Annotated in this window: 19 protein-coding genes and 2 tRNA genes; 13 read left to right on the top strand and 8 right to left on the bottom strand. The window is 56.0% G+C overall.

What is annotated here, in order from left to right:
• Nucleotides 1–47: 47 nt before the first annotated feature.
• Together HMPREF2796_RS11410 and pheA are read right to left on the bottom strand one after the other, a co-directional pair.
• On the bottom strand, nt 48–452 hold the full coding sequence (locus tag HMPREF2796_RS11410; protein WP_070633162.1) for a DUF6636 domain-containing protein: 405 nt from the start codon (nt 450–452) through the stop codon (nt 48–50).
• A gap of 140 nt (nt 453–592) precedes the next feature.
• Nucleotides 593–1,672 carry a prephenate dehydratase gene (gene pheA, locus HMPREF2796_RS09545; RefSeq protein WP_070633161.1) on the bottom strand — a complete coding sequence of 360 codons (1,080 nt, stop codon included), beginning with the start codon at nt 1,670–1,672 and terminating at the stop codon, nt 593–595.
• A 316-nt stretch (nt 1,673–1,988) separates the two neighbouring features.
• Between pheA and murA the strand changes: the two genes are divergently transcribed.
• Complete coding sequence (gene murA / locus HMPREF2796_RS09540) at nt 1,989–3,242, top strand: UDP-N-acetylglucosamine 1-carboxyvinyltransferase (RefSeq protein ID WP_023886786.1); 1,254 nt, start codon at nt 1,989–1,991, stop codon at nt 3,240–3,242.
• 109 nt (nt 3,243–3,351) lie between these two features.
• Here murA and HMPREF2796_RS09535 read toward each other — a convergent pair whose 3' ends face one another.
• Nucleotides 3,352–3,636, bottom strand: a complete 285-nt coding sequence (locus HMPREF2796_RS09535) for a hypothetical protein (RefSeq protein WP_003823148.1) — start codon at nt 3,634–3,636, stop codon at nt 3,352–3,354.
• Nucleotides 3,637–3,903: 267 nt separating this feature from the next.
• Here HMPREF2796_RS09535 and HMPREF2796_RS09530 point away from each other — a divergent pair, with 267 nt between their 5' ends.
• Nucleotides 3,904–4,878, top strand: a complete 975-nt coding sequence (locus tag HMPREF2796_RS09530) for a YheT family hydrolase (protein ID WP_070633159.1) — start codon at nt 3,904–3,906, stop codon at nt 4,876–4,878.
• 125 nt (nt 4,879–5,003) lie between these two features.
• Nucleotides 5,004–5,717, top strand: coding sequence for a UMP kinase (gene pyrH, locus HMPREF2796_RS09525; RefSeq protein WP_003823146.1), 714 nt, complete (start codon nt 5,004–5,006; stop codon nt 5,715–5,717).
• A gap of 341 nt (nt 5,718–6,058) precedes the next feature.
• Here the strand turns inward: pyrH and HMPREF2796_RS09520 are convergent, their stop codons facing one another.
• A complete protein-coding gene (locus HMPREF2796_RS09520; RefSeq protein WP_070633157.1) occupies nt 6,059–6,529 on the bottom strand; it encodes a Dps family protein in 471 nt (156 codons plus the stop codon).
• A 223-nt stretch (nt 6,530–6,752) separates the two neighbouring features.
• A complete protein-coding gene (locus tag HMPREF2796_RS09515) occupies nt 6,753–7,235 on the bottom strand; it encodes an RICIN domain-containing protein (protein ID WP_070633155.1) in 483 nt (160 codons plus the stop codon).
• A 350-nt stretch (nt 7,236–7,585) separates the two neighbouring features.
• Here HMPREF2796_RS09515 and frr point away from each other — a divergent pair, with 350 nt between their 5' ends.
• From frr to HMPREF2796_RS09490, 5 genes are all read left to right on the top strand, one after another.
• Nucleotides 7,586–8,143: a ribosome recycling factor gene (gene frr, locus HMPREF2796_RS09510; RefSeq protein ID WP_003823140.1), complete on the top strand. Its 558-nt coding sequence runs from the start codon at nt 7,586–7,588 to the stop codon at nt 8,141–8,143.
• An 89-nt stretch (nt 8,144–8,232) separates the two neighbouring features.
• Entirely contained in the window at nt 8,233–8,979 is a 747-nt protein-coding gene (locus tag HMPREF2796_RS09505) for an isoprenyl transferase (RefSeq protein ID WP_070633153.1), read from the top strand.
• Nucleotides 8,980–9,063: 84 nt separating this feature from the next.
• Entirely contained in the window at nt 9,064–9,561 is a 498-nt protein-coding gene (locus tag HMPREF2796_RS09500; RefSeq protein ID WP_070633152.1) for a hypothetical protein, read from the top strand.
• 119 nt (nt 9,562–9,680) lie between these two features.
• Nucleotides 9,681–10,241 (top strand): elongation factor P, encoded by a 561-nt coding sequence (gene efp / locus HMPREF2796_RS09495; RefSeq protein ID WP_023886780.1) that lies wholly within the window; start codon nt 9,681–9,683, stop codon nt 10,239–10,241.
• Nucleotides 10,242–10,253: 12 nt separating this feature from the next.
• A tRNA-Thr gene (locus HMPREF2796_RS09490) sits at nt 10,254–10,329 on the top strand.
• Nucleotides 10,330–10,388: 59 nt separating this feature from the next.
• On the opposite strand, the gene HMPREF2796_RS09485 is transcribed toward HMPREF2796_RS09490, so the two are convergent.
• From HMPREF2796_RS09485 to dinG, 3 genes are all read right to left on the bottom strand, one after another.
• Nucleotides 10,389–10,784: a hypothetical protein gene (locus tag HMPREF2796_RS09485; RefSeq protein WP_070633511.1), complete on the bottom strand. Its 396-nt coding sequence runs from the start codon at nt 10,782–10,784 to the stop codon at nt 10,389–10,391.
• A gap of 296 nt (nt 10,785–11,080) precedes the next feature.
• On the bottom strand, nt 11,081–12,940 hold the full coding sequence (locus tag HMPREF2796_RS09480; RefSeq protein ID WP_070633150.1) for a lytic transglycosylase domain-containing protein: 1,860 nt from the start codon (nt 12,938–12,940) through the stop codon (nt 11,081–11,083).
• A gap of 237 nt (nt 12,941–13,177) precedes the next feature.
• Nucleotides 13,178–15,313 (bottom strand): ATP-dependent DNA helicase DinG, encoded by a 2,136-nt coding sequence (gene dinG / locus HMPREF2796_RS09475; RefSeq protein WP_070633148.1) that lies wholly within the window; start codon nt 15,311–15,313, stop codon nt 13,178–13,180.
• A gap of 40 nt (nt 15,314–15,353) precedes the next feature.
• On the opposite strand from dinG, the gene HMPREF2796_RS11830 reads away from it, so the two are divergent.
• The 5 genes from HMPREF2796_RS11830 to tyrS all read left to right on the top strand — a co-directional run bounded on the left by HMPREF2796_RS11830 (nt 15,354) and on the right by tyrS (nt 18,452).
• Nucleotides 15,354–15,788, top strand: coding sequence for a hypothetical protein (locus HMPREF2796_RS11830; RefSeq protein WP_371327465.1), 435 nt, complete (start codon nt 15,354–15,356; stop codon nt 15,786–15,788).
• Nucleotides 15,789–15,924: 136 nt separating this feature from the next.
• Complete coding sequence (locus HMPREF2796_RS11825) at nt 15,925–16,092, top strand: hypothetical protein (protein WP_371327464.1); 168 nt, start codon at nt 15,925–15,927, stop codon at nt 16,090–16,092.
• A gap of 48 nt (nt 16,093–16,140) precedes the next feature.
• Nucleotides 16,141–16,217, top strand: a tRNA-Pro gene (locus HMPREF2796_RS09460).
• 335 nt (nt 16,218–16,552) lie between these two features.
• Entirely contained in the window at nt 16,553–17,080 is a 528-nt protein-coding gene (locus HMPREF2796_RS09455) for a hypothetical protein (protein ID WP_070633147.1), read from the top strand.
• Nucleotides 17,081–17,156: 76 nt separating this feature from the next.
• The gene (gene tyrS / locus HMPREF2796_RS09450) at nt 17,157–18,452 is read left to right on the top strand and encodes a tyrosine--tRNA ligase (RefSeq protein ID WP_141749207.1); all 1,296 of its coding nucleotides are present in this window, start codon (nt 17,157–17,159) and stop codon (nt 18,450–18,452) included.
• The last annotated feature ends 34 nt before the right edge of the window (nt 18,453–18,486 follow it).

The following is an 18,486-nucleotide window of genomic DNA, read 5'->3' as shown; positions in this document are numbered from 1 at the left end:
AAGGCTACCTGAAAATTTCAGGTAGCCTTTTGTGTACATTAGAGAAGTTAGAACAGGCGTTGGCGACGGCTGCTGATTTCGAAGCCGTGGTTTTGGCTGTTGGTGCAAGTCATGCCACTGGTGCGGCTGGTGCACTGCCAGCCATTGCCACGCAGGGTTTGGCCGTAGGGCAGCACGCGGCTGTCGGGGCTGGCGAGGCTGTCGCCCACGCAGCCCATTTGGGTGCGGCCGGTGCGGGCGATGGAGAAGTTGCTGCCCCAATCGAGTTCGCAATCGCGCGGTTTGGGGAGGACTGGACGATCGGGCTGGGGAATCTGGCATTCCACTACGCCGGGAGAGTGGTCGTACATGCAGTTGATGTTGCCGCTGGGGCTGCGGAACATTTTGATCTCGGCATGTGCGGTGCCGGCAGCGAACAGGATGGCTGTGGCGACAAGGGGCAGGATACGCATGGTGTGACTCCATTAGAGTGGTTAGGAAAGAAAGATTTTAGCGCAAAGTTGGATGTTTTTTTAGCTCGGTAGAAACTTGTGTTTGCTTTGCAAAAGTTTATTTCAGGTAGCCTCTTGCTGCATAGAGGCTACCTGAAAATTTACAGCACGGCCTGCGGATAGGCGCCGATGATTTTGACGAAGGCGGCGCGTTCGGCGAGGGCTTCGAGGGCGGGCTGGATCTGGGGGCTGTCGGCGTGGCCTTCGATGTCGATAAAGAAGATGTAGTCCCACAGGCCGGCTCTGCTGGGGCGGCTTTCGAGCTTGGTCATGGAGATGCCGTGCTCGGAGAAGGGCTGGAGCAGGCGGTGTACGGTGCCGGGGCGGTTGGGGGCGGAGACGATGAGGGAGGTTTTGTCGTGGCCGGAGGGCTGGGTGCGGTTGTGGCCGAAGATGAGGAAACGGGTAGTATTGTTAGGCTCGTCTTCGATGTTGGCGGCGAGTTTGGCCAGGTGATAATGCTCGGCGGCGGCCTGGCCGGCAATGGCGGCGGCTTGCGGCTCGGCGGCGGCGAGGCGGGCGGCTTCGGCGTTGCTGGCCACGGAAATGCGGGTGGCGTGGGGCAGGTGGCGGTTGAGCCATTCGTGGCATTGGGCCAGCGCTTGGGCGTGGGCATACACTTTCTCCGGCTGCCTGTTAGCGCCGGGCTGCTGCAATAAATGATGCTGGATGCGCAGGAGCACTTCGCCGCAGGCACGCAGGGGGGTGGAAACCATGAGGTCGAGGGTACGGCCGACCGGGCCTTCGGTGGAGTTTTCCACGGGGGCGACAACGTAGTCGGCCTGGCGGGCTTCCACCAGGCGGAAGCATTCGTCGATGGAGGGACAGGGTTGGGTGCGGGCAGCATGGCCAAAGTGCTTCACGGCGGCTTGTTGGGTGAAGGTGGCTTCGGGGCCGAGGTAGGCGATGGTGAGCGGGCGTTCTACGGCGAGGCATTCGCTCATGATCTCGCGGAACAGGCGGGCGACGGCTTCGTCTGGCAGGAGGCCGGCGGCGGTTTGGTTCAGGCTTTGAATGCGCTGCAACACTTGGGCTTCGCGCTCGGGGCGATAAACGATGCCGGTGCCTTTGAGCTCGCCGATGGCGCGGGCGTGGGCGGCGCGTTGGTTGAGCAGATTGAGGATTTCGGCATCGATGGTGTCGATGGCCTGACGGTGGGGGGCGAGGGATTGGTCGGGCATGGCGCGGTCTTTATGCGGGATGGGGATGGGTTGATTGTATAGCAGATTGGCATCCTTGTTGATACCAGTTGGGCTAAGGGCGCAGCGGAAGTGAAGTGAGCTTGTTATAGCGCAGAAAAACGGGGCGTTGGTGTTAATTGAGTATTTTCAGGTAGCCTCGGTTGGGGCGGGAGGCTACCTGAAAAGCATTGCGGGAAAAGTTGGGCAAAGGCTGCCTAAGGCTAGGGTAAAAGGTTTATAATCTCGCGTTTTCAGGTAGCCTTGGTTGCCAAGGGCTGCCGCTTCAACCTAAAGATTAAAGAAATTCAACAGAAACATGGACAAACTGAAAATTACCGGCAACGGCCCGTTGCACGGCGAAATCGTGATTTCCGGCGCGAAAAATGCCGCCCTGCCGCTGATGTGCGCCGGGCTTTTAACCGAAGATATTTTGCATCTGACCAACGTGCCGATGCTGGCCGACGTGAAAACCACGCACAAACTCTTGCAAGGCATGGGCGCGGAGGTGGAAAGCGACGGTGTGAGCGAATTCAAAATCAACGGCGGCACGGTAAACAACACTTGTGCGCCGTATGAATTGGTGAAAACCATGCGAGCTTCCATTTTGGTGCTCGGCCCCACGCTGGCGCGTTTCGGCGAGGCGGAAGTGAGCCTGCCCGGCGGCTGCGCCATCGGCTCGCGGCCGGTGGACCAGCATTTGAAAGGGCTGGAAACCATGGGCGCGGAAATCGTGATCGAGCACGGTTATGTGAAGGCACGCGGCAAGCTCAAAGGCGCGCGCGTGGTGATGGACATGGTGACCGTGGGCGGCACGGAAAACCTGCTGATGGCAGCCACACTGGCCGAAGGCACCACCGTGCTGGAAAACTGCGCAGTGGAGCCGGAAGTGGTGGACTTGGCCGAATGCCTGGTGAAGATGGGCGCGAAAATCAGCGGTATCGGTACGCCTTCTATGACGATTGAAGGTGTGGAGAAGCTGCATGGCTGTACCCACAGCGTGGTGCCCGACCGCATCGAAGCCGGCACTTTCCTCTGCGCCGTGGCCATGACCGGCGGGCAGGTACGCCTGCAAAATGCCGCGCCCAAAACCATGGAAGCGGTGTTGGACAAGCTGGTGGAAGCCGGCGCGGAAATCCAAACCGGCGAAAATTGGATCGACATTAAAATGACGCAGCGTCCGAAAGCTGTAGACGTGCGCACCGTGCCGCATCCGGGTTTTCCCACCGATATGCAGGCGCAGTTTATGGCGATGAACGCGGTGGCCGAGGGCAGCAGCCGGATGGTGGAAACCATTTTTGAAAACCGCTTCATGCATGTGCCCGAGCTCAACCGTATGGGCGCGCATATCAGCGCCGAGGGCAATACTGCGCTGGTAAAAGGTGTGGAGCAACTTTCCGGCGCCACTGTGATGGCCACCGATTTGCGCGCTTCGGCCAGCCTGGTGATTGCCGGCTTGGTAGCCGACGGCGATACCATTGTGGAGCGAATCTACCACTTGGATCGCGGCTACGAGCATATCGAAGAGAAGCTGGGTAAAGTGGGCGCGAAAATCGAACGTTTGAAACAGTAGGCAGTTCTACCTGAAAAACCAACCGTAGGGTTTTCAGGTAGCCCCTCAAGCATCAGGAAGCAAAAACAGCCCGATATTCGGGCTGTTTTCCAATATTTGTTGGTTCTGATTAACGGCAGGACAAGCCCAAGATGGTGGGCGGGTTGCCGTTGGACAGTTTGATGCGGCAAGTGGTGCCGGAAGTGCCGGATACCACGGCATAGCGTGCACCGCCTTCGTTGCGGGTGCTGATATTCATCGGCTCTTTCACGCCCATGGATTTGGACGTTTGCGCCAAGTTTTGCACCAATTCAGGCGGCAGGCCGGAAGAGTCGTTGCCGATTTTTACACCGTCGGCCCATGCGGACGCAATCGGCAGCAAAGCCAGCATCAGAATAGTTAATTTGCGTTGCATAGTTAGGTTCTCCTGTGAAAAATGGCTACCGTTGCCGGTAGCTGTGGAAACACTCTACTATATCGGAGTAAGGTTTGACAACGATTATGCCGCTTTTTACCTACGGCAGTGTCGGTAAGTGTCGCATTTTGTGGGCAAGAAATCTAATAGATTTAAATAAATTTCTTTATAAATTAGCTTGTTAGTTGGCTAATTTGCTGCCCGATGTGAAGCGGTCGATAGCCAAGCGCGTACTGCCGATTAAATATTTTCAATGGATTGCCACACATGAACTCAAATATTCCGCCCCAATTGCCCGCCTACCGGCCGCCGTTTTGGCTGCGCGGCGGGCATTTGCAAAGCATTTGGCCGAAGCTGGTGCGCATCGGCAGCCCGGCCTACCGGCGCGAACTTTTGCCCGACAGCCTAGGTGCCACCGAAGTGGCCTACGATTTTGTAGATGGCCAACGCCACGATGCGCCGCTATTGATGCTGTTTCACGGGCTGGAAGGCAGCAGCGCCAGCCATTATGCCCGCGCCTTGATGTTTGCCGCGCAACGGCACGGCTGGCATGGCGTGGTGGCGCATTTCCGCAGCTGCGGCGAAGTGGAAAACCGCGCACCCGTGTTTTATCACTCCGGCGACAGTGCCGAAGTCGCGCACATGCTGCAATTAATGCACGCGCGCTACCCGCGTATTTGCGCCGTCGGCATTTCCTTGGGCGGCAACGCATTGGCCAAATATCTGGCCGAACAAGGCAGCCATGCCATTCCGCAGGCTGCCGCCGTAGTGAGTGCGCCGTTGGATTTAACCGCCGCCTCACGCCAGCTGGAGCAGGGTTTAAGCAAAATGCTGTATGCACCTTATTTTCTGCGTTCGCTATTGCCCAAAGCCGCCGCTTGCGCCGCCCGTTTTCCGCAGATTGACGCCGCTGCCGTGCAAGCCGCCGCCAATCTTACCGATTTCGACAACAGCTTCACTGCCCCCGTGCACGGCTTTGCCGATGCCGCCGACTACTACCGCCGCTCCAGCGCCAAACCCCTGCTGCACCAAATCGCCGTGCCCACCCTGATTTTGAACGCACTCAACGATCCTTTTATTCCTGCCGAATCGCTGCCAAAGGCGGGCGACGTGTCACCAAGCGTTACTCTGTTGCAGCCCGAATACGGCGGCCACGCCGGCTTTCCCGGCACGGCTGATTTAGATTGGCTGCCGGATACCGTGTTGCGCTATTTCGACCGTGTGGCAGCACAGGCTACCTGAAAAATACGGGCAGATTCTTCAGGTAGCCTTTATATTAATAAACTGCCAAAATCGGCCAACCGATGCAGCTGAAAGAGCGTATAATGCCTGCCGTTTGAATTTTCCAACCATGAAGAGAGGCTGCCATGACTATCCGCTATAAGCGTGTTTTATTGAAACTTTCAGGTGAGGCATTGATGGGTAACGATGCCTTCGGTATCAACCGCACCACGATTATGGGCATTGTCGGGCAGATTGTGGAAATCGCCAAAATGGGCGTGGAAGTGGGCGTGGTGGTTGGCGGCGGCAACCTGTTTCGCGGCGTGGCCGCGCAGGCCAGCGATATGGACCGCGCCACTGCCGACTACATGGGCATGCTCGCCACGGTAATGAACGCCCTGGCCTTGAAAGATGCGTTTGAAAGCCTCGGCCAGCCCGCGCGCGTGCAATCGGCGCTTTCCATGCAGCAGATTGCCGAAACCTATGCCCGCCCCAAAGCCATTCAATATTTGGAAGAAGGCAAAGTGGTGATTTTTGCCGCCGGTACGGGCAACCCCTTCTTCACCACCGACACCGCCGCCGCGCTGCGCGGTGCGGAAATGAACTGCGACATTATGCTCAAGGCCACCAATGTGGACGGCGTGTACACCGCCGACCCGAAAAAAGACGCTTCGGCCACGCGCTATCAAGACATCACGTTTGACGAAGCCATCGTGAAAAACCTGAAAGTGATGGATGCCACCGCCTTGGCGCTGTGCCGCGAGCGCAAACTGAACATCGTGGTATTCGGCATTGCCAAAGAAGGCGCGCTCAAACGGGTGGTGCTGGGCGAAGACGAAGGCACTTTGGTGCATATTTGATTGAATTGGCAAGATTGCAGGCCGCTTCTCAATGGGAGGCGGCCTGATGTTTTGGCTTTCAGGTAGCCTGTTGCAGGGGGGAGAGGCTACCTGAAAAACACCAATGTATAGTGAATTAACATAAACCGGTACAGCGTTGGCTCGCCTTGCCGTACTATCTGTACTGTCTGCGGCTCGTCGCCTTGTCCTGATTTTTGTTAATTCACTATAAAATCCGCCCAAGCCAAAGTTGGCTTCCGCAGAAGCTCAACTTCCTTTGCCCATCTTGTTCCGGCCAGTTTTTCGCGCGGCAAAAAAACGCCCGTTGCCATAACGGGCGTTGGTGTATTGGGCAAACCTGCTTATTTTTGCAGCAACACGCGCAGCATCCAAGCGGTTTTTTCATGGGTTTGCATGCGGGTGGTGAGCAGGTCGGCGGTGGGTTCGTCGTTGGCTTCGTCCACAGCGGGGAACAGCTCGCGGCAGGTGCGGATCACGGTTTCCTGGCCTTCCACCAGCTCGCGAATCATGGCAGGGGCATCGTTGCTGCTTTGGCCGTCCGGGATAGAAGTGAGTTTGGCGAATTCGCTGTAGGAACCCGGCGCTTTGAAGCCCAGCGCGCGGATGCGTTCGGCAATTTCGTCCACGGCCAGCGCCAGCTCGTTGTATTGCTCTTCAAACATGGTGTGCAGGCTGTGGAACATTTGGCCTTCCACGTTCCAGTGGTAGTTGTGGGTTTTCAGATAGAGGGTGTAGGTGTCGGCCAGCACTTTAGATAAGCCTTGGGCGATGGTTTGGCGTTGGGTTTCGTTGATACCGATGTTGATGCTCATGATGGCTCCTTATTAAACAGAGTTGGGAAAAAGAATTACTGTTTGATTGGCAGCCATTGTAGTGTTGGTTATTTTATTTTTCCAATTAAAAATTGCTTTTCGATTGATTTTTTATTTTAATACCCAGAAGAAGGCTACCTGAAAGGTTTCAGGTAGCCTTTATTATGTTTTATATGTTTGAAAGATTGGCTATAAAAGGAGAGCGTGGGCATTCGCTGCTACTCTAGCGTAGCACTTCCTGTTCGGGCGAGTCGTTGCGGGTTTGCAGGCGCACGCTGTGCTGGCTGACGCTCCAGCATTGGGCATTGGCGCTGCGGCTGCACAGGCGCTTGCCGTCGCTATACCATTCTTGATTGCGCTTGCCGGTGCAGGATTCGAGGGTGATGTTGCTGCCGGTTTGGGTAAGGCATTGGCCATTTTGGCGGATGGTGCCGTTGCGGACTATACGTTCGAAATATTGGTTGGGCATGTTACGGCAGGGGTGAAGGGTGAGGGTACGGTTGTGGACGGTGATGCATTCGCTGCCGATACGCATGGTGTCGCCATCGGGGAGCTTGGATTCGGATTGTTTTTCGCGGGCAAAAGCAGTGCTGCTCGGGGCTTTGGTGTGGAGTTTGGGTGCATTGGGCGGGATGGGGCGCACGGGGCAATAGGGCAGAGGGCAGGTGGTGAGGAGGAGGGCGGAGAGCAGGATGAGGCGGTGCATGGGGTTATCCTCGTGGGTTCAGGTAGCCTTTTATATAGTGAGGCTGGGAATATGGCATAATTTACTGCTGTGGAATTTAGCAAATGCTGGCTTGATAGGAAAGTAGTGTGCGCAGATTCAAGGCTACCTGAAAATTTAGCGGGCTGAAGATAGGATATGGGAAATCGGCATCATCATGATGTGGTTTATCAGGCTGGAGAGACGGCGGATGCGCGGTTTATGGTGGCGGCGTGCCCGGCGGCCGGAAAACCTTGCCGCAGCGGGCAAAGCAAGGTAGTATCCCGCCCGTTATGCACTATTGCCGTGGCAGCCGGAAGGCTACCTGAAAATATCTCAATTAAGGAAACCCTATGATCAAAGAAATCCAAACCTCAGCCGAAACCAAGATGCAGCGTTCGGTGGAAGTACTGCGCGAAAACTTGGCTAAAGTACGCACTGGCCGCGCCCACACCGGCCTGCTCGACCAGGTGGAAGTGGAATACTACGGCAGCATGGTGCCGGTGAGCCAGGTGGCCAACGTAACCCTGCTCGACGCGCGCACCATCAGCGTGAAGCCTTATGAGGGCAATATGGCTGCCGCTGTGGAAAAAGCCATCCGCGATTCCAACCTCGGCCTGAATCCCGCTTCTATGGGCGACCTCATCCGCGTGCCGATGCCGATGCTTACCGAAGAGCGCCGCAAAGACCTGATTAAAGTAGTGCGCGGTGAAGCCGAAGACGGCCGCGTGTCTATTCGCAACGTGCGCCGCGATGCCAACGACCACATCAAAAAATTGCTGAAAGACAAAGAAGTGTCGGAAGACGATGCCCGCCGCGGCGAAGAGCAGATCCAGAAGCTCACCGACAAATACATCGCCGAAGTGGATAAACTGCTGGAGCACAAAGAAGAAGATTTGATGGTGGTGTAAACCATCCGAGCGATACGGCGGCACGGGCTGATATATTGGCCCGTGCCGCCTCAGGCTACCTGAAACCCGCCCAGCCCGAGGAAAAGCATATGAGCAGCAGCACCCAAACCATCCCCGAACGCACCAACATCCCGCGCCATGTCTGCGTGATTATGGACGGCAACGGCCGCTGGGCAAAAAAACGTCTGCTGCCGCGCGTGATGGGGCACAAACGCGGCCTCACCGCCCTGGAAAACCTAGCCGCCCGCTGCGCCGAGCTCGGCGTGGAATACCTTACTGTCTTCGCCTTTTCCACCGAAAACTGGCGCCGCCCCGAAGACGAAGTTTCCTTTTTAATGAAGCTGTTTTTGCAGGCGCTAGACGGAAAAGTGGCCAAAATGCACCAAAACAACCTGCGGCTCAAAGTAATCGGCAACCGCAGCCGCTTCCCCGCCGCCATTGTGGCCGGCATCGAAGCCGCCGAACGGCTCACCGCCAACAACACCGGCCTCACGCTCACCGTGGCTGCCGACTACGGCGGCCGCTGGGATATCCTGCAAGCTGCCAACCGGCTGATTGCCGAAGGCAAAAGCAAAATCACCGAAGACGACCTCTCCCAGCGCCTTTCCTTGGCCGAAGCCCCCGAGCCCGACCTGTTTATCCGCACCGGCGGCGAAACCCGCATCAGCAACTTCATGCTTTGGCAAATGGCCTATGCCGAGTTTTATTTCACCGACGCGCTGTGGCCGGATTTCGACGCTGCCGAGTTCGACCGTGCCATTTCTTCCTTCCGGGTGCGCGAACGCCGTTTCGGCCGCACCAGCGAACAGCTGCCGCCGGAACAGCAGCGTGGTTGAGTTGTTGGTTTTCAATCGGGCAGGGCGGCGATGGGCGGATGCCTGTTGCCGCTTTGTTTTAGTGCTACAACCCATGCTCATACTATGAACTATAGTGAATTCTCCATCCACATCGAAAACCTCCGCCAATCATTCGCCAACCGTAATCTCGAAGACTATCTCCTGGCGCTCTATGCCCTGTTGCAAAGCCAACAGGATGCCGTTTGCACGCCCACCCTCTGCCTCAGCCTGCTGCAAGAAGCCTTTACTGCCGCGCCTGCCCCGTTTAACGAACAATGGCTGCTCATCCGCCAGATGCCCGATGAGGGGCTGAAAACAAGCGATCCGTGGCAATACGCCTGTGTCGTGATTATTTTTCAGGTAGCCGAGTTGCACCGCATGCGTGGCCAAGAGCTGCAAAATGAATTGCGCCACTACGGCATCACCTCCGAAACCGGCTATAGCTGGTACAACTTCGACCCGCTCACCCTTTTGGAATGCGGCGCGCAGGGGTTGGAAGATAGTTTGGGGGAAGAAGCGGTTGTGGCAGATGATTGGTCGCTGTTGGGCGATTTGTTGGACTTAGGGCGTTATTACGAATAAGTAGCGCGAAAGGCTACCTGAAAATTTCAGGTAGCCTTTACTTTGGACAGCCAAAACCGTTTGCGCTAAAATGCCGCGTTTTCCGTTTTTCCCTGATTAGACTGAAAGAGATATAAATTATGAAAACCGCACAAGAATTGCGCGCCGGCAACGTATTCATGGTGGGCAGCGAGCCGATGGTGGTACAGAAAACCGAATACATCAAAGGCGGCCGATCCTCTGCCAAAGTGAGCATGAAGCTGAAAAACCTGCTCACCGGCGCAAACAGCGAAACCATCGTGAAAGCCGATGACAAGTTTGACGTTATCCAGCTCGACCGCAAACAATGCACCTACAGCTATTTTGCCGACCCGATGTATGTATTCATGGACGAAGAGTTCAACCAATACGAAATCGAAGGCGAAAACATCGGCGACAACCTGAAATTCATCGTAGACGGCATGGAAGACGTGTGCGAAGTAACCTTCTACGAAGGCAACCCGATTTCCGTGGAATTGCCCACCATCATCGTGCGCGAAGTGGAATACACTGAGCCCGCCGTTAAAGGCGATACTTCCGGCAAAGTGATGAAACCCGCACGCCTCGTGGGCGGTACCGAAATCCAAGTGATGGCCTACATTGAAAACGGCGACAAAGTGGAAATTGACTCCCGCACCGGCGAATTCCGCAAACGCGCCTAATTGCCGAATCTGGCCGGTATAGCTCAGTTGGTAGAGCAGCGCATTCGTAATGCGAAGGTCGGGGGTTCGACTCCCTTTACCGGCACCAATCCAAGCCCCGCTTTTCGCGGGGCTTTTTGCTGGCTGGTTTCAGGTAGCCTATATGCTTTACTTCTTCAAGCGTAATATTTCGCGCAGGGTGCCGTCGTATAGCCAAATCATGGCACATAGGGCATACAGGTAGGCAGAGGCTGGGGTATTGCCGCTGCGCATCATTTCGAGTGCTACCGGATCGCGCCACGACCAATACAGCCAGTAGATGCCGTCAACAGAAAACCACATGCCAAACAAGGCCAGCGGCAAGTATTTCCACTGCCGACGCGCTAACGCGCGTGAAGTGATGGGGGCGAACAAGTAGGTGCTGAAGGCCATCAGGAAACTGATGGGAATATCCCAGTCGGGTGCGGGCTGGAGGTAGGAGCCGACAATGAGGATGGCAATGCCGCAGGCAAGCGAAAATAGCTTCCAGGGGCGGAGGTAGTCGTGAAGGGAAACGAGCGGCACTTTCAGGTAGCCTTTCTTGAATGGGCAGGTGGTGGATGACAGACAGCTTTTCACGCAGCCAAGGCTACCTAAAAAATAGTTGATTAAGCCAGCCTAGTGCTTGCACTAAGAAGAAATAATGTGGCGGCATGGGTATTGCACGAACAGTACGGGCAGGCAAACCGTATGTGCTTAGGTGGAAAGGTTGTGCAAACAAAGAGCAAGCGCTGAATTTATATCGGCAAGAAGGCTACCTGAAATTTTCAGGTAGCCTTTTACCTACCAAATAGGTTGCAACAAAGTGGAGCTAGCCTTCATCACCGTGCCGGAATGGTGCCCATGCGGCGGGTGAGGGAAGTGTGCGGCTCGTTGAACAGGCTGGCGTAATAGGTGGCGTTGGTCATCACGCGTTTAACATAGTCGCGGGTTTCATCAAACGGGATGGTTTCGGCATACACCGCGCCTTCGAGAGCTGTGGAGGCCTGCCAGTTGCGGGCGCGGCCGGGGCCGGCGTTGTAGCCGGCAGTGGCGAGTACTTCGTTACCCAAGCGATTGCGGGCATCACCTAGATACCAAGTGCCCATGCGAATATTGCCTTCGATGGTGTGCAATTCGGCAGGATCCATGCCGATTTTGCCGGCAATTTCGCGGGCGGTGGCGGGCATCACCTGCATCAGGCCGGTGGCGCCCACGCGGGAGCGTACGCCGATCATGAAGCGGCTTTCTTGGCGGATGATGCCGTAGGCCCAGGCGGGATCGATATTGGCTTGGGCGGCGTAGCGGCTCACGCTGTCGCGGAAGGGGGAGATATAGCGCAGGTTGTAGTTGATTTGGCTGTTGGTTTTATCGGCGGCATAAATGCCCATCTCGTAGAAGCCGGCATCATGGGCAAGCTTGGAGGCGGCGAGTAGGGCGGGTTCGTTAAAGCCGTCCACGGCATAGCGCCACTCGGCCTGGGCTTGTTTACGCATATCCCAATCGCCGCTGCGCTGGGAGGCGCGGAATAAGTTGAGAGCGCGGGAAACCGCACCATCGGCGGCCACTTGTCCGGTTTGGCTGCTGCCAGGCTCGGCGGCGGTGTTGCGGGTGTCCACTTTACCGCCGAGGACTTCGGTGGCCAGCAGGGCATAGAAATTGCGGCCGGAGGCAGCGGCTTGGCGATAGTACTGCTGGGCTCGGGTGGAATCGCCGCTGGCGGCCAGACTGCGGGCAAGCCAATATTGCCAGGTGGGGTCGGCACGCAGGGAGTCAGGCATGGCTTCGATGATGTTTTGCAGCTCGTTCCAGCGGCCGAGGCGCAGGGCGCTGCGGGCATACCATTCCCAGTGTTCTTTACCAAGCTGGCTGCGGTCGGCACGGTTGAAGGCGTCGAGCGCGGCAGGGAAGCGCTGGTTCAGCGCGTAGTGGTGGCCGAGCACGGCCCAGGCGAAGCCGGTTTGGGCCGGGCTGAGGCTGGCGGAGAGGCTTTGCAGGCGTTGGGCGGCATCGGCCTGTTTGCGGGCATTTTGGCCGATTACGCTGTGTAGTAGGGCTTCACGGCCGCCTTGGCTGTCGGGCGTGGCGCTGGTGAGCGGCTCGGGCAGAGGCGAGCCTAAGGCAGTGGCCAGGCGGCGGGCGTCGCTGATTTGGTTGTTGGCCAGTAAGCCGCGCACGCGCCGCCAAGCGGAATCGGCGGGCAGTCTGCCTTGAGCGGCGAGCTGCTCGAGCAGGCGGTTGCAGCCTTCGGGCTGGCGGCCGAGTTCGGCCAGCACTTCTTGAGCGGCATTTTGATTTTCCTGCCCGGCCAGCGCGGCATAGCAGCGGGTTTCTTTATCGCGGTCGGCGGGTTTCAGGTAGCCGTATTGCCGAACAAACTCTTGCCATTGGCCGTTGCGGCCGAGCTGTTTGAGCCACTGGTTGCGCAGGCTATTGGCCATGGCGCTGGGCTGGGCTTGGGCGAGGAATTGGGCGGACTGGCTGGCATCGCCCTGTTTGAGCGCGGCTTGGGCGGATTGGAAGAGCTGGTAATCGGCCAGTACTTTATCTTCGGAATCGCTGCGGCGGCCACCGGGCAGCTGGACGGCGGCACTGCTATCGGCATTGATGGGCTCGACCGGGGTTTCGGTTTGGCTGGAGCAGGCGGCGAGCAGGCCGGCAGCGAGGAGGGGGAGGCTGTGTTGATATACTATTTTTTTCATGCTTGATGTCGGTTTGGATAATTCGGAATGGCCTAAGGCTACCTGAAAGCGGCGGGGCAATGAAGCGGCAGGCGCGAACAGACGGCGGGTTTTACTGCTTTTTACTTGCGGGCCGGGTTTCAGCCAACCTTTGATTCGGTAGAGGCTACCTGAAAGTATGGCTTTAATAAAATTGTAATGAGTTTGCAGATTGCTGCAAGGCTAAAAATTTCAGGTAGCCTTTTGCTATGCACCAACTCAGCCAATGCGTTTAAACGGTGGCAGGCAGGCGAGGAGTTGTTTGCCGTAGCGGGCGGTGAGGATGCGGTTGTCGAGGATGGTGACGCGGCCGTAGTCGTGTTCGGTGCGGATGAGGCGGCCTACGGCTTGGGTGAGCTTGATGCCGGCTTCGGGCACGGTGATTTCCATGAAGGGGTTGCCGCCGCGCTGCTCTATCCAGCGGCTGCGGGTTTTTTCGATGGGGTGGTCGGGCATGGTGAAGGGCAGTTTGGCGATGATGACGTGGGCGCAGTCGTTGCCGGGCAGGTCGAGGCCCTCGGCGAAGCTGTCGAGCCCGAACAGGACGCTGGCGCGGCCTTCGGCGATGGCTTGGCGGTGGCGTTCGAGCAGGATGGCTTTGGGCAGGTCGCCTTGGATGAGTAATAAGGGCAGGTGGCTTTCAGGTAGCCTTAAGGCCACGTCTTGCATCTGTTTGCGCGAGGAGAACAAAACGAGGGTACCGACGGCTTCTTCGGGGCTGATGAGCTTGGGCAGCCATTCGGCGATTTCGGCAGTGTGGGCGTCGGCCTGCTTGGGGCTGGCGGCCACGGGTGGGATGTAGAGCTCGCCTTGGGAAGGGAAGTTGAAGGGGCTTTCCAGCGCGAGGGTGGTGGTTTCAGGTAGCCATTGCAGGCCGGTTTGTTTCAATAAATGGTCGAAGCTGCCGAGCGATTGCAGTGTGGCGGAGGTGAGGATGGCACCGGCGGCGCGGCGCCACAGGCCGGCGGCGAGCATGGCGGCGGCGCTCACGGGGGAGGCGTGGAAGGAGTAGTCGGTTTTGTCGCTGTTGTGGCTGCATTCGATCCATTTGGCCAGCGGCGGGGCGTCGCCCACGGGCTCGGTGGCGAGTAAGTCCCACACGGCGCTAATTTGCTCGATGCAGGCGCGGAAAATGCCGAATTCGCTGCTGAGACGGTCGATTTGGGCGCTGTCGCTGTCTTTTTCGCGGCGGGCGGCGGCGAGGGCGTCGTTGAGGCTGTTGGCGTGTTTGTAGAGGCTTTGCGCGGCGGCGGCGGTGTTGGACACGAGCAGGGCGAGCTCTTCGGGGATTTGGCCGTCTTGCCACAGCCATTGCGGATCGCGGCCGCTGTCGTTGTAGGCGAGCTCGGGGGTGTCGCCGAGGTGGAACTGCCATTCGTAGAGGCTGTCGAGCAGGGCGGCAGCGGCTTCGTCGGCCAGGTTGGCCAGCTCGGCTTTGTCGGCCACGGCGGCGATTTTGTCGGTGATTTGCGGCAGTTTTTCCAGCGCCCACACGGCTTGGTTTAGCGAATGCTCGGCGGCAAACTGGTTGAGCGCTTTTTTGGGCAGGTGGTGCGCTTCGTCGATGCAGTAGAAGCTGTGTTCGGGCGCGGGCAGAATCACGCCGCCGCCCATGCCGATGTCCACCATGAGCAAATCGTGGTTGCTCACCACCACATCCACGGTTTCGAGCGTGTCGCGGGCAAGATAGAAGGGGCATTCGGGGCGGTTGGGGCAGGCGGCTTTGAGGCAGCCGTAGTTGTCGTTGTTTACCTTGAGCCAGAGGGTGTCGTCGATTTTTTCCGGCCAGGTGTCGCGGTCGCCGTTGAAGCGGCGTTCGGCGAAGGCATCGGCCAGCTCGCGCAGGGTTTGGATTTCTTCGGGCTTGGGCTTGCTGTCCCACAGGATTTGCGGGGTGTCGAAACCGGCCAGGCTTTGCTGCGCCTGGCTTTGGGTGAGCTGGTAGAGTTTGTAGGGGCAGAGATAGCGGCCGCGCCCTTTGGCCAGGGCAAAGGTGAGTTCGAGCCCGCTTTTTTCCACCAAAAACGGCAAATCGCGCCCCACCAGCTGCTCTTGCAGGGCCACGGTGGCGCTGGATACCACCAGCCGCTTGCCGCGCGTTTGCGCCATGATGCCGCCGGCTAAAAGATAGGCCAGGCTTTTGCCCACGCCGGTAGGTCCTTCGATCACGGCAATGCTCTCGCCCTCACGCTTGGTCGGCTCTTCGCCGTCGGCTTTTTCCAGTGTGCGCGACAGGGTATTGGCCACGGCGGCCAGCATTTCGCGCTGCGCTTTGCGCGGGCGGAAATGGGGTAGGTTTTCGCTGATGGCTTGGTAGTGGCGGCGGATGGCGTCTTTTTCTAAATCGGTGAGCATAGCGGTGGCGGCTGGAAAGAAGCGGGTATTATAGAAGATTATGGGAGGGCTTGGGCGGGAGTGGAGGCTACCTGAAAAATATGGAATAGGGCAGAGAAGGCATAGGTGTTCCAAAATCAAAATAAGACAACGCCATATTCTTCATGGAGAAGGCTATAAACTTTCAGGTAGCCTGTTGAGCGACAAAGGCTACCTGAAACCCGATGGCGTGCAGGATGAAAGGCAAGTACAATCCGCCGCATCAACTATCCAACAGTGGGAGAGTGAGATGTCTGAACTCTTGGAATTTTTCCGCACCGAAACCGTGGGTGCGGCGGCGGAAACGCTGGATTTTTGGCTCAACGAATGCAGCTTGGACGAAGCGCCCTCGGCTGAGGAAGTGGCGCAGTGGCAGGCAGTGCTGGATGAGCGTGGTGGGCGGTTTGTGCGGCTGGCGATGATGTGTGCCGACTGGCTTGAGGAGCATGGGGCGTGAACCGCTGGCTGTGGTTGAGCGTTTTGTGGTTTGCGGGCATGATGTATGCCTTGCTGCTGCATCAGGGCGGCAACGCGCCGCTACCATTTGCCCATTTCGATAAAGTGGTGCACGCGGCTTTGTTTTTCGGCCAGTTTTGGCTGCGGGCAGCGAGTGGGCGCAGGGCGCGCTCACGGCATCGCGGCAGGCCGATTGGCGTGATGCGGCGGCAGACGTGGCCGGCGCGGCGGCAGCGCTGTATTTTGCCGCGCAGGTGCAGGCGGCACGCGCCGGGAAGCGGGTGGGCTTGGGCGAAAAGTGTTGAGATGATACTTGCTAAACGCCGCTCCCGGGCTTATAATGCGCCTTCTTTCGGAATGTAGCGCAGTCTGGTAGCGCACTTCGTTCGGGACGAAGGGGTCGGAGGTTCGAATCCTCTCATTCCGACCAGCTTTTTAAAAAGACTTGGTGCTGCCAAGTCTTTTTGTTTTGGTGCGGTGAGAAAATATGCAGTATTGTTTGATTAATAAAAAATAAGCTGAGTATAATTATTTGTGAATGCTAGGGGGCTTAATTATATGTAGAAACAGAATGTTAGGAAGAGAATTATCAATAGTATACTTGGGGTAGGTGTTGGGATTGCGGCATGGTTTGGAACAGCTTTTTATAATAGTATAGATAATCATATAAAACAGCAGGATGCTTTTTTACAAAATATTTCTGATCAGTTTCAGAAGACTAGATCTGACAGATTGAGTTGTTTAAGGCAACAAGAAATATTTCAATTGAAAAATGAAAGATATACTAGGAATTTAAAAGAGTTTTTATCTATAGTTACTATAGCAAGGGAAAAAGGGGAGTTGACTCAGAAAGCAAGAAGTAGAATATCCGATATAAATAAAGAAAATATAGATATAAAAAATAGTATATCAATAGAAAGCTTCCAAATTATTACATCTTGTTACGATGATGTAATTGATAGTTATTTAAAAATAGAGTTAAATTTAGGAATGATAAATAATAGAGAGATGCTTTTAAATGCTAAAAGAATTAATGAGAATAATAAATTTAATGATGTTTCTCTAAAAGAGGTAGACAGTATGTATTTTAATGATGATTTAGAATTATTTAATAGAAGTATTCAATATTTATCTAAAGTTATTGATGAAAAAGATAAAGTTGATAGAGATGCTAGAAGGTTGCTTACAGATATTGATACATTAAGTAGAGAAATAGAGTTTCAAATTGAAAAGGTGATACTAAATAGAAAAAATGATAATATTTTTGAAAAGTGGTGGAGAGCACTATCTTAAATAGTGAGATTAATGTAATTTATCTTTAAATTTTATTAAGCGTATAGGTATATACTATCAAATTTAAATTGTTATGATTCCAATAATCCAAGACCTACAAGCGCGCGGCCTGATCGCGCAAACCACCGATATCGAAGCTTTGAGCACGTTGTTGAACGAACAGAAAATCGCCCTCTACTGCGGTTTCGACCCGACCGCCGACAGCCTGCATATCGGCCACTTGCTGCCCGTGTTGACATTGCGCCGTTTCCAACAGGCGGGGCATACGCCGATTGCCTTGGTGGGCGGCGCAACCGGCATGATCGGCGACCCCAGCTTCAAAGCCACCGAGCGCAGCTTGAATTCTGCCGAAACCGTTGCCGGCTGGGTAGAAAGCATCCGCAACCAACTGAAACCGTTTTTGAGCTTTGACGGCGAAAACGCCGCCATTATGGCGAACAACGCCGACTGGTTCGGCAGTATGAACTGCCTCGACTTCCTGCGCGACATCGGCAAACATTTTTCTGTGAACGCCATGCTGAACAAGGAATCCGTCAAACAGCGTATCGAGCGCGACGACGTGGGCATTTCTTTCACCGAGTTTGCCTACACGCTGCTGCAAAGCTACGACTTTGCCGAACTGAACAAACGCCACGGTGCAACGCTGCAGATCGGCGGTTCCGACCAATGGGGCAATATTACCAACGGCATCGACCTGACCCGCCGTTTGAACCAAAAACAAGTATTCGGCCTGACCCTGCCGCTGGTCACCAAATCCGACGGCACCAAATTCGGCAAAACCGAGGGCGGCGCGGTATGGCTGAACGCGAAGAAAACCTCGCCGTATCAGTTCTACCAATTCTGGCTGAAAGTTGCCGATGCCGATGTGTATAAATTCCTGAAATACTTCACCTTCCTGTCTATCGAAGAAATCGACGCCATCGAAGCGAAAGACAAAGCCAGTGGCACCAAGCCCGAAGCGCAACGCATCCTTGCCGAAGAAATGACCCGCCTGATTCACGGCGAAGCCGCCCTGCAAGCCGCGCAGCGCATTTCCGAAAGCCTGTTTGCCGAAGACCAAAGCCATCTCACCGAAAGCGACTTCGAACAGCTCGCCCTCGACGGCCTGCCCGCATTTGAAGTTTCAGACGGCCTCAACGTCGTTGAAGCCTTAGTCAAAACCGGCTTGGCATCTTCCAACAAAGAAGCGCGCGGTTTTGTGAACAGCAAAGCGGTATTGCTCAACGGACAAGCCGCCGAATTGAACAACCCGAACCACTCCGCCGAACGACCCGACGATGCCTATCTGCTGACCGACGCGCACAAACGCTTCGGCAAATACACCATCGTACGACGCGGCAAACGCAACCACGCGCTTTTGGTGTGGCAATGAGTTGAATGAAAACTAAAGGCTACCTGAAAACCCA

Origin of the sequence: Eikenella sp. HMSC071B05, assembly GCF_001811325.1 — a bacterium.
Classification (GTDB): domain Bacteria; phylum Pseudomonadota; class Gammaproteobacteria; order Burkholderiales; family Neisseriaceae; genus Eikenella; species Eikenella corrodens.
This window is presented reverse-complemented; position numbering and strand designations above follow the sequence as displayed.